This window comes from Pseudoxanthomonas sp. X-1 (genome assembly GCF_020042665.1).
Classification (GTDB): domain Bacteria; phylum Pseudomonadota; class Gammaproteobacteria; order Xanthomonadales; family Xanthomonadaceae; genus Pseudoxanthomonas_A; species Pseudoxanthomonas_A spadix_A.
On sequence record NZ_CP083376.1, the window covers coordinates 3,730,734 to 3,741,447 of the forward strand.

11 protein-coding genes are annotated in these 10,714 nt (G+C 73.0%); all 11 read right to left on the reverse strand.

Annotation, left to right across the window (positions count from 1 at the left end):
* Positions 1-46: 46 nt before the first annotated feature.
* The 11 genes from LAJ50_RS16820 to LAJ50_RS16870 all read right to left on the reverse strand — a co-directional run bounded on the left by LAJ50_RS16820 (position 47) and on the right by LAJ50_RS16870 (position 10,650).
* Positions 47-859: a general secretion pathway protein GspN gene (locus LAJ50_RS16820; RefSeq protein ID WP_224096356.1), complete on the reverse strand. Its 813-nt coding sequence runs from the start codon at positions 857-859 to the stop codon at positions 47-49.
* Complete coding sequence (gspM, locus tag LAJ50_RS16825; protein ID WP_130550231.1) at positions 849-1,484, reverse strand: type II secretion system protein GspM; 636 nt, start codon at positions 1,482-1,484, stop codon at positions 849-851. The genes LAJ50_RS16820 and gspM overlap by 11 nt, the downstream gene beginning before the upstream one ends.
* Complete coding sequence (locus LAJ50_RS16830; RefSeq protein WP_138654696.1) at positions 1,468-2,607, reverse strand: PilN domain-containing protein; 1,140 nt, start codon at positions 2,605-2,607, stop codon at positions 1,468-1,470. Before LAJ50_RS16830 ends, gspM begins: the two co-directional genes overlap by 17 nt.
* Positions 2,604-3,476 (reverse strand): type II secretion system protein GspK, encoded by an 873-nt coding sequence (locus tag LAJ50_RS16835; RefSeq protein WP_138654698.1) that lies wholly within the window; start codon positions 3,474-3,476, stop codon positions 2,604-2,606. The genes LAJ50_RS16830 and LAJ50_RS16835 overlap by 4 nt, the downstream gene beginning before the upstream one ends.
* Positions 3,473-4,138: a general secretion pathway protein GspJ gene (locus LAJ50_RS16840; protein ID WP_130550234.1), complete on the reverse strand. Its 666-nt coding sequence runs from the start codon at positions 4,136-4,138 to the stop codon at positions 3,473-3,475. Before LAJ50_RS16840 ends, LAJ50_RS16835 begins: the two co-directional genes overlap by 4 nt.
* Positions 4,135-4,548 (reverse strand): prepilin-type N-terminal cleavage/methylation domain-containing protein, encoded by a 414-nt coding sequence (locus tag LAJ50_RS16845; RefSeq protein WP_138654700.1) that lies wholly within the window; start codon positions 4,546-4,548, stop codon positions 4,135-4,137. Before LAJ50_RS16845 ends, LAJ50_RS16840 begins: the two co-directional genes overlap by 4 nt.
* The gene (locus tag LAJ50_RS16850) at positions 4,545-5,036 is read right to left on the reverse strand and encodes a GspH/FimT family pseudopilin (RefSeq protein WP_138654702.1); all 492 of its coding nucleotides are present in this window, start codon (positions 5,034-5,036) and stop codon (positions 4,545-4,547) included. The genes LAJ50_RS16845 and LAJ50_RS16850 overlap by 4 nt, the downstream gene beginning before the upstream one ends.
* A gap of 7 nt (positions 5,037-5,043) precedes the next feature.
* On the reverse strand, positions 5,044-5,481 hold the full coding sequence (gspG, locus tag LAJ50_RS16855) for a type II secretion system major pseudopilin GspG (RefSeq protein ID WP_138654704.1): 438 nt from the start codon (positions 5,479-5,481) through the stop codon (positions 5,044-5,046).
* Between the two features lie 49 nt (positions 5,482-5,530).
* Positions 5,531-6,748 (reverse strand): type II secretion system F family protein, encoded by a 1,218-nt coding sequence (locus LAJ50_RS16860; protein ID WP_130530655.1) that lies wholly within the window; start codon positions 6,746-6,748, stop codon positions 5,531-5,533.
* 96 nt (positions 6,749-6,844) lie between these two features.
* On the reverse strand, positions 6,845-8,581 hold the full coding sequence (gene gspE / locus LAJ50_RS16865) for a type II secretion system ATPase GspE (RefSeq protein WP_138654706.1): 1,737 nt from the start codon (positions 8,579-8,581) through the stop codon (positions 6,845-6,847).
* 131 nt (positions 8,582-8,712) lie between these two features.
* Entirely contained in the window at positions 8,713-10,650 is a 1,938-nt protein-coding gene (locus LAJ50_RS16870) for a S8 family peptidase (protein WP_138654708.1), read from the reverse strand.
* Between the last annotated feature and the right edge of the window lie 64 nt (positions 10,651-10,714).

A 10,714-nucleotide genomic window follows, 5' to 3' on the forward strand; every position in this document is an offset into this window, starting at 1 on the left:
CTTCACTCTATGGATCGTTCGATGCGATGGACAGGGGCATGGCGCGCTAGTTGCCGGACGGCGCGCCGCCGCCCTGCTCGCGCAGCTGGCGGCGGCGGGCTTCGATGCGTTCGCGGATGGCCTGCATCTGCTGCTCGGGGGTGACCGGCGCTTCGGCTGGCGCCTGCTGCGCGGGGGTGCCGGCCGCAGCGGCGGCGCTGGCGCTGGCCTGGGCGGCGTTGCGGGCCGGGTTCTGCGCCTGCGCGCTCGGCGCTGGCGACACCGGCGCGGCGCGGGGCGGCTGCGCGGCCTGCATCCCCGCCGGCGGCGGCCGGCCGCCGGTGGTCAGCGCGGTCGGCGGCTGCCCGCCCTGGCCGTCGAACACCCGCAGCGCCAGCGTGCGCTGGCCCTCCGGGCCATCGAACACCGCCTGCCGCGGCTCCAGTTCGGTCAGGTGCCAGGCCGGCGCGCCGGCCGGCGCCTCGCCGACCCGGACCCGCACGGCCGATTCCGGGCCGCCGTCGCCGGGCTTCTGCAGGATCGCCAGGCGCAGCGACGGGGTGATCATGACGCTGGTCAGCACGTAGTCGAAGCCGGTGTTGGCCGCCTGCTCACCCTGGCCTTCGAGGAAGAAGGGATGCGGCTGCCGGTCCGGCGCGAACACCGGCCGCTGGCCGATGGCCGCGTACTGGTCGGCCGGCCCCAAGCGCTCGGGCACCTGCGCCGGCAGCGCCGGCAGGCGCTGCGCCAGCGCCGGATCGTCGGCCAGCGGCGCGATCGCGCTGCCCATGCCGCCCAGGGCCAGCAGCCAGGCCAACAGCGCCCAGCCGGCGACGACCAGCAGCAGCCAAGTGCGCGCACCGAGGGCATCACTGCGCACGCGCACCTCCCGCCGACGGTACCGCCGCCTGCGCGGCCGGCCTGAGATAGCCGTACAGGTCGAAGCTGACGTTGAGCCCGGCGTTCTGCTCCTCCACGCCGGGCGCGCGCAGGTTGAAGGTCTGCGCCAGGATGTTGAGGTTGTCCACGAACAGGCGCGGGCTGCCCGATTCCAGCGCGTGCAGCACCGCGGCGGTCTGTTCGACGCCGCAGCGCAGGGTGACCTGCACGGTGACCCGGGTGAAACGCTCGGTCCCCTGCTGCGGGACCGGCGAGCGGTTGGTGATCGCACAGCTGCGGTTGCCCGGGCTGGCCTGGGCGACGACGGTTTCCAGGCGCTGGGTCAGCGCGGCGGTGGCCAGTTCGGCGGTGGGCTCGGCGAGGAAGCCGGGCCGGTTGCCGAGCGCGGCCTGCGCGGCGGCGAGCTGGCGGGCGACCTGCGGGCGCTGGGCCAGCTGGGTGCGCACGCGCAGCTCGCGCTCGCGCGCCGCGTCGATGCGCGCATCGAGCGCGCGCATCGGCACGGTCCACCACGGATGCACCAGCACCAGGTAGGCCAGCGCCAGCGCGGCCAGCAGCAGCCCCAGGGCCAGCCAGCGGTCCTGGCGTTCACTCCTGGCGCGCATCGGGTCTCCTGGCGGCGGACGCCGGCGGCGTGGCGCCGGCCAGCTGGGCGGTCATGCTGAAGCGGTCCAGGCGCGTGCGCCGGTCCTGCTGCAGGGCGCCGGTCAGCGCCGGCGAGGTCCACAGCGCCGAGCCCTCCAGCTGCTTGACCAGGCTCGGCGCCTCCGAACTCAAGCCGATCAGCAGCAGGCGATCGCCCTCGATGGAGACCTTCTCCAGATAGGTGTTGTCGGGCAGGCGGCGGGTGAGCTCGTCGAGGATCTCGATCGTGGTCGGGCGCGCGGCGCGCTGACGCTGCAGGAAGCCCGCGCCCTCGACCAGGTCCACCAGCTGCTGGCGCTGCGCGGCGACGCCGCGCGCCTGCGCGGCGCTGCGCTCGACCTGGGCGGTGAAGGCATCGGCGGCGGCCTGGCGGTTGGCCAGCACCTGCCAGCCGGCGAGGACCACGAACACCCCCGCGGCCAGCGCGGCGATCAGGTTCCAGCGCCGCGCTGGGCTGGCCCGACGCACGCGCAGCGCCGGCGGCAGCAGGTTCACGCCCAGCGGCTGGCCGGCCTCGTCGGCCACGTCCAGGCCGGCCAGGCCGGCGGCGACCGAACCCAATTCCTCCAGCGCGCGGTCCACGGCCTGGCGCCGCACCACCACCAGCTCGGCCTCGATCTGGCCGTCGCCGCGGCGGGCGACGATGCGTGCGTCGTAGTACACCGATTCGGCGGTGAACGGGGTCTGCCGGTCGATCTCGAACCCGACCACCTCGCGCAGCCGCTCGGCCGCCGCGGCCGGCAGCAGCAGCGGCCGCCGCAGCACGCGCACGGCCGGCAGCAGGCCCCAGCGCGGCAGCCCGCCCATGCGCGGATGCAGCACGGCATCCAGTTCGGCCGAGGACAATGGCAGCGGCAGCTCGGCCAGCGCCTCCGACCCGTCCAGCCCGGCGCGCAGCAGCTGCGCCTGGCCGTCGCGCGGGACCAGCAGCAGGCGCTCGGCGGCCAGGCCGAACAGGCGACGCCAGCGCGGCGGCAGCCAGCTGGCCAGCGCATCGCGCCACCAGGTGAGGAAGCCGCTGGCGGCGCCGACGGAGCGACCCAGGGCCGGCAGCACCGGGGCGGCTGCGCGTGGTGTCGTCATCGGGGTTCCCAACCTTCCTCCCAGCGCAGCGTGGTGTACACGGCCCCGGGCGTGGGGCCACCGCCCGTGCGCAGCACCGCCCGCAGGACCGCCTGGCGGCCGTCGGGGAGCTGGGCACGACTCTCGATACTATACGTGCCGGTGCCGCGCCCGACCTGCGGCGCGCCCACCTGCTGCTGCGCCTCGCGCTGCTGCTGGACCAGGTCCGCATTCAATCCCAGCGCGGTGAGCACCGGGCCCTGGGCAAAGGCGGGGTCGGGCTGGGCGCGGCCGTACAGGGTCAGGTAGGGCTTGATCCGCGCGTAGACCTCCGGCGTCCAGCCCAGCACCTGTTCGACCTCGGCCACGGTCTCGAACGGCGCGTCCTTGGCGCCATAGGGCAGGCCGGCCTCGGCGTAGTCCCCGTCTTCGGCACCGCCGACCGGCTGGCGTAGCGAATCGGCATCGCGCCAGTCCACCACCGCGCCGGCCAGCTGCTGCGCGCGGGCCTGCTCGACGCCGGTGGCGATCAGCACGCTGGCCAGGGTCTGGGCGTCGACCTGGTTGAGATCGACCTTGCCGCTCTCATCGGTGATGCGTACCAGCACCTGGCTGCCGGCATAGCGCCAGCGGTAGGGGCGCCCGTCCGGAATCCAGCGGCTGCGCGGATCCTGGTCGTCCACGCGCTGCATGGCGTACTCCAGGCCGGCGCGGGCGACTTCGCGGGCCACGCTGCCCTCGGCGACCACCCGGCCCTGCAGCGCCTCCACCCGCGCGGCGAGGGCGAAGGCGCCGATCAGCGCGGTCAGCAGGGCGATCAACCACACCACCAGCAGCAGGGCGACGCCGCGCTGGGCGGCGGGCGGACGCGGCGGGCGGGCGCGGCTCACGGCGTGACCTCATGGGTGCTGCCGCTGCCTTGGGCCAGGGTGACGACCATGTCCGGCCAGCGCGGTCCGTCGGCCGGCACGATCTCGATGGACACCTGCACCGGCAGCGCCTCGACCTGGGTCCAGCCGTCCTGCCAGGGCCCCAGCCCGCCGTTGTCCGGCAGCAGGCCGCGGTAGCGGAAGCGCACCGACTTGAGCCGGTCGGCCAGCAGCTCCGGCGGGCGCGGCGTGCCGGATTCGTCGATGGTCTGGCCAGCCTGGACCATCTTCAGGTCCACCTGCAGGCGGCTGCCGTCTTCGGTGGCGGACACGTCGTGCAGGTAGGGCCCGCCGCGTCCCAGGTAGTCGGGCAGGTCGGCGACGAAGCGCATGCGCGTGCCGGTGCCGGCGAAGCGATAGGCCAAGCCGCGCTCGGGATCGCGCGCGAAGGCGATGGCCTGGGCCGAGGCCAGGTGGCTGCGCAGGAAGCCCTGCACCGCGCGGATGCGTTCGTTGCGCGCCGCGGTGGCCTCGCCGCGGTGGACCAGGCCGGTGGCCGCGCGCAGCGTGGCGAAGCCCACCGCCAGGCCCGCGGCCAGCAGCAGCGTGGCCAGCAGGATTTCCAGCAGGGTGAAGCCGGCGGCGCGACGCGGCGCGACCGGGGCGCGGGCCGTGCGCCTCATGTGCCCGGCGTGCCTTGCGCCGCGGCCAGACGCAGGCTGCGCCATTTCAGAGCCTCGCTTTCGCCCTCGCCCCAGCGCACGGTCAGGCGCACTTCGAGCAGGCGCGTGGCGGCCGGGTCGATCAGGCCGTCGGCGGACCGCCCCGGATCGGTCCAGGGCGCGACCTCCAGGCGCCAGTGATAGCGGCCATCGTCCAGTGCGCCGTCCTGTTCGCCGGGCTGCAGCGGCGCGCCCGCGCCGACCTGGGCCAGCAGGCTCTGCGCATGCAGCGCCGCGCGTCCGGCCAGGTTGGCGCGCTGGATCTGCCGCGAGGCGCCGGTCAGTGCGCCCAGCAGCAGGGTCAGCGCCAGCGCCAGCAGGCCGAAGGCGACCACCACCTCGATCAGCGTGAAGCCGCGCTGGCGCCTCATGGCGCGCCTCCGGCCTGGCCATCCACGCGCACCTCGCCGGTCAGCCAGGCCACGCTGAGCCGGCGCGTGGCCTGGCCCGCGACCAGTTCGAGCTGGCCGCCGGTGGACGCGCCATCGGGATAGAACACGATCGCGCCCTGCCCCGGTTGCGCGGCGGCCTGGCGCGCGCCGTAGAAGCGCACGCCCAGCTGTTCGGGCAGGCGGCCTTCGCGCTTGCCCGGCGCGCTGTAGCGATGCGCGGCCGGATCGATGGTGAAGCGCTGCGGCTGGCCGGTGGCGATGGCCTGGGCGCGGGTGAAGCGCAGCTGCGCGGCCATCTCGCGCGTGGCCCCGCGCAGGCGCAGGCCCTGCAGGCCGCCGCTCATGGCCACGGCGGTCAGCGTGCCGATCAGGGCGATCAGCGCGATCACCACCAGCACTTCGATCAGCGTGAAGCCCGCCGGCCGGCGCCGGACGCGGCCCTTGCCGGGGCGGGCGCGGCCGCGCATGGACCGCTCAGGGCGAGTAGGCGATATCGGCGTTGACGCTGTCGCCGCCGGGCTGCCCGTCCTTGCCCAGGCTGACCAGGTCGAACGACCCCTGCTGGCCCGGCACCGAGTACTGGTAGGCGTGGTTCCACGGATCCTTCAGCTCGCTCTCCTTGGCATACGGGCCCAGCCAGCCGGAGGCGCCGGCCGGTGCGGTCACCAGGTCGGACAACGAGGCCGGCAGGTGGCCGGTGTCCATCTCGAACTGCTGCACCTTCTCGGCCACGGTCTGCACCTGCGCCTTGGCCAGATTGACCTTGGCCCGGTCGGCATTGCCCAGGATGCGGCTGGCGGCGAAGGCGACGATGCCGCCGATCAGGATCACCACCACGATGATTTCCATCAGGGTGAAGCCGGCCTGGGCGCTGCGGGCGGGCGGAGGCGTCAGGGAGCGTGCATTGCGCATGAGAGGTCTTCCATTCCGTGTTGCGAAGTCGGGGAAAGCAGCGTGCGGGTCAGTTGATCGCACCGGCCAGATCGTACAGCGGCACCAGCACGGCGATGATGACCGCGCCCACCACCGCGGCCAGCACCAGGGTCACCGCCGGCACCAGCGCGGCCAGCATGCGGTCCAGCGCCTGCGCCGTCTGCGCCTCGAAGGTATCGGCGGTCTTGAGCAGCATCGCATCCAGCGCGCCGGATTCCTCGCCCACCTGCATCATCTGCAGCGCCAGCCGCGGGAAGCGCTTGCCAGCGCCCAGCGCGGTGGACAGCGCGCGGCCGTTCTTGACCGCATCGGCGGCGCCCTCCACGTCGGCGGCCAGCGCGCGGTTGCCCAGCACGTTGCGCGCGATGCCGAGCGCGCCCAGCAGCGGCACGCCGTTGCGCAGCAGCGTGCCCAGCGTGCGCGCCAGGCGCGCGGTTTCCAGCCGCGCGATCAGCGGGCCGATGAGCTTGCGCTGCAGGATCCAGCCATCGAAGCGATCGCGGAAGGCGGTGTCGCGCCGCTTGCGGTCGATCCACAGCAGCGCCAGCGCCGGCAGCACGATGAAGGCCAGCCACCAGCCGGCGACGAACTGCCCCACCGCCAGCACGATGCGCGTGAACCACGGCAGGGTGACGTCCAGGCTCTCGTACATCTGCGAGAACTGCGGCACCACATAGCCCAGCAGGAACAGCATCGCCAGCCCGACCACCACCATCAGGATGGCCGGATAGATCAGCGCGTTGATCACCCGGCCCTTGAGCGCGCGGCTGCGCTCCAGGTAGTCGGCCAGGCGCTGCAGCGTGTCGTGCAGCGTGCCGCCGGCCTCGCCGGCGCGCACCATGTTGATGTACAGGCGCGAGAACGTGCCGTGCTGGCGCTCCAGCGCGGTGGACAGCGGCGCACCGCCGCGCACCGCCTCGCGGATGTCGGCCACGGTGTGGCGCGCCTTGTCCTCGTCCGGCAGCTCCAGCAGGATCGTCAGCGCCCGGTCCAGCGGCTGCCCGGCGCCCAGCAGGGTCGCCAGCTGCTGGGTGAACAGCACCAGCCGCTGCCCGCCGAAGGCATTGGGCTGCAGCAGCAGCTTGAACGATCCCAGCCCGCCGCCCTCGGACGCCAGCCGCGCCTCCATCGGCAGATGCCCCTGCTCCTGCAGCCGCGCCACCACCTCGGCCTCGCTGGCCGCCTCCATCTGCGCCTCCAGCACCTCGCCGCGCGCGTTGAGCGCCTTGTAGCGATACAGGGGCATCAGGCAAAGCTCGGAAAGACGCAGCCGTCAGCCGTCATTTCCGCGAACGCGGGAATGATGGAAGCGCCGCCGTGGTCCGGAAGCACCCGCGCGGCCTCACGCATCCTCGGTCACCCGCAGGACTTCCTCGATGGTGGTCATGCCGGCCAGGGCCTTGGCGATGCCGTCCTCGTACATGCTGCGCATGCCGGCGCTGCGGGCCAGGGTCTCCAGTTCGCCCATGCCGGCGTGGCGCATCACCGCCGCGCGCAGGGCGTCGTCCATCACCAGGAACTCGGTGATGGTGGTGCGGCCCAGGTAGCCGGTCGGCGCGATGGCCGATCCGCGCGGGCGGTACAGGAAGATCTCGCCCTCGGACTGGTAGCGGCGCAGGTTGAAACGCGTGATCTCCTCCGGCGTGGCCGGATAACGCTCGGCGTGCTGCGGCTCCAGCCGGCGCACCAGGCGCTGGGCCAGGATGCCGTTGACCGTGGAGGTCAGCAGGTAGTCCTCCACGCCCATGTCGAGCATGCGGGTGATGCCGCCGGCGGCATTGTTGGTATGCAGTGTGGACAGCACCAGGTGACCGGTGAGCGCGGACTGGATGGCGATGCGCGCGGTTTCCAGGTCGCGCATTTCGCCGATCATGATGATGTCCGGGTCCTGGCGCACGATGCTGCGCAGGGCGCTGGCGAAGTCCAGGCCGATCTGCGGCTTGGCCTGGATCTGGTTGATGCCCTCGATCTGGTACTCGACCGGGTCCTCGACCGTGATGATCTTGACGTCTTCGGTGTTGAGCTGGCTCAGCGCGGTGTACAGCGTGGTGGTCTTGCCCGAACCGGTGGGACCGGTCACCAGCAGGATGCCGTGCGGCTGCTGCAGCACGCGCAGGAACTGCGGCAGGAAGTCCTCGGTGAAGCCCAGCCGCTGGAAGTCGAACACGACCGTCTCGCGGTCCAGCAGACGCATCACCACGCTCTCGCCGTGCGCGGTCGGCACGGTGGAAACGCGCAGGTCCAGTTCCTTGCCCTGCACGCGCAGCTGGATGCGGCCGTCCTGCGGCAGGCGCCGCTCGGCGATGTTGAGCCGGGCCATGATCTTGATGCGGCTGATCACCGCCGCGGTGAGGTTGGCCGGCGGGCTCTCGCCCTCCTCCAGCACGCCGTCGACGCGGTAGCGCACCTTCAGGCGGTTCTCGAACGGTTCGATGTGGATGTCCGAGGCGCGCAGTTCGACCGCGCGCTGGATCACCAGGTTGACCAGGCGGATCACCGGCGCTTCGGAGGCCAGGTCGCGCAGGTGCTCGACATCGTCCAGCTCGCCGCTGGCCTCGCCGTCGGCGGTCTCGACGATGGCGCCCATGGCGCTGCGGCCCTGACCGTGCCAGCGCTCGATGGTGTCGTCGATCTCCGAGCGCAGCCCGACCACCGCACGCACCGGCCCGCCGATGGCCATCTGCACCGCATCCACGGCGTAGGGGTCGCACGGGTCGGCGACCCACAGCGACAGCGCGCCGTCGGCCTCGCCCAGCGGGCAGACGTGGAACTGCTTGAGGAAGCGCAGCGACAGCGCCACGTCCTCGGGCAGTTCCGGCGGCACATCCGGCAACTGTTTGGCCGACAGCAGCGTCAGGCCCAGCACCTCGGCGCTGGTCTCGGCATGGTCGCGTTCGGACACCAGGCCCAGCCGCAGCAGCAGGGCCAGCACATGGCCGCCGGTCTCCTCCTGCAGGCGCCGCGCGCGGCCCAGGTCGGCCTCCTTCAGCTTGCCCTTGGACAGCAGGGCCGCGACCACGCGTTCGTCGGCCGATGGGGAAAGGCGGGGTTCCAGAGCGGTGGCGGGGACAGCGTTCACTTACGACCCTTGCGCAGCGTGTGCCGCAACTCTAACAGCGGCCCGCGACGCGGCGGCAGGGGCGCGGCGTGCCGCGCCCCCGCATGCGGCACAGCGCCGGGGCCCAAGCCCCGACGCTGTGCCGTCCGCCGTTACTGCCGCGCCGAGAGCGTGGCGCCGGCGTAGGCGCCGGTGCCCACCACCTTGAGGTAGTACGTCCCGGCCTTGGGCGCGGTGAAGCGCACGGTCTCGTTGTTGCCGGCACGGGTGGACTTGGCGTCGAAGTCGCTGCTGGTCGGCGCCTCGCCGAAGCTGGCGTACAGCGACAGGTTGCCGGTTCCCCCCAAGGTGATGAACGACAGCGTCTTGCCCGCCGCGGCCTCGAAGCTGTACAGCGTCTCGCTGCCCGCGGTGCCCGAGATGGTGACACCGACCTTGTTGGTCAGCGGCGTGGCCTGCGGGCCGCAGGTCTCGGTCTGCGGATCGCACGGGGTGGCGATGGCTTCCTTCACCGCGGCCGCGGCATCGACGATGCCCGCGCCGATGGGCCGGTTGGCGACCGGGGCCACCGTCGGCGCATGGGCGGTGCGCTGCAGCAGGGCGACCACTTCCGTGGGCGTGAGCAGCGGCAGGCCGGCATCCAGGCGCGCGCCCTGCACCAGCGCCACCACGCCGCTGACGTGCGGGGCGGCCTGCGAGGTGCCGGCGTAGCCGCCGTAATCGCTGTCGTTGTCCACCGGCGTGGTGGTGCCCGAGTTGAGCGCCTGCCAGACGAAGCCATCGTTGCCCGGCGTGCCGGAGGTGCCATCGTTGGGATACACGCCGCCGCCGGGCGCGGCGATCTCCACGCTGGTGCCGTAGTTGGAGTAATAGGCGCGGCGGCTGGTGATGCCGGTGGAGGCCACGGTGATCACGCCCGGGCAGCTGGCCGGCGAATAGCCCGCCGCATCGGCATTGCTGTTGCCGGCCGAAACCACCACCGTGGCGCCCAGCGCGTTGGCCTGGGCCACGGCCTGGCCGGTGACGTCGCTGGCGGTGCACACGCCGCTGCCGCCCAGGCTGAGGTTGATGACCTGCGCCGGATGGGCGTTGGCCGGCACGCCATCGACGCTGCCGCCGGCGGCCCAGATGATCGCGTCGGCGATGTCGCTGTCGTAGCCGCCGCAGTGGCCCAGCACGCGCACGGGCAGGATCTTCGCGCTGTAGGCGACGCCGGCCATGCCGGCGGCGTTGTTGGTCAGCTCGGCGCCGGCGGTGCCGGCCACGTGGGTGCCGTGCCAGGTGCTGTCCTCGGGCGGGTTGTCGGCGTTGGTGCATGCGCTCAGCCACGGCTCCTCGGTGGTCCAGTCGCCGGTGTCCCAGCCGCCGGGCGCGCGACCGTCGGCGTCGCGGCCGGAGATCAGCTTGTCGGTGATGAAGTCGTAGCCGTCGCCGGCCAGTTCGGTGTTGAGGTCGACGTGGCGGGTGATGCCGGTATCGAGCACGGCGATGACGATGCCGTTGCCGTCGGCCAGGTCCCAGGCGTTGTTGACGTTGGCGCCACCGTTGTTGGCGTTGCCGTTCTGGGTGGCCGTGCCATCGGGCGCCTTCAGGTGCCACTGGTACTTGGCGTAATAGGTGTCGTTGGGCGTGAAGGTGGCCGCTGCGGCCGCGGCCGGGGCGCGGATGTCGCGCACCGGGCGGCGCAGCAGGTCGGGCTGCACGCGCAGCACGGCGGGGTCGGCGGCGAGCTGGCGCATGAAGGCCTCGGCCTCGACGCGATCGAGCTTGCGCGAGGTCTTGACCAGTTCGGCGCCGGTGGCCAGCCGGCGCAGATGGCTGGCGGTGGCGATGCGGCCCGAGGCGTTCAGTCCGGCGCGCGACAGCGCGGTGGTGGCGCGCGAGGCGATGTTCGACGCGCTGGGCGTGGTGGCGGTGCTGCCGTCGCGGTAGGTGATGATGAAGCGGCCGATCTTCTGGTCGGCATCCGCGGCGGCGCCCGGTGCGGGCAGACGCGTGGTCTGGGTCGGGGTGGCCGCGTGGCCGGCCGTGCTGGCGGCAAGCGCGAGCACCAGAGCCGGAAGGAGGATGCCGCGAGGTGTGCTGGTCATTGCTGTTCGTCCCTTTGCGCAAGTGAAGGTGTCAGCCCGGCGCCTGGCGGGCCGGGTTCGGTGA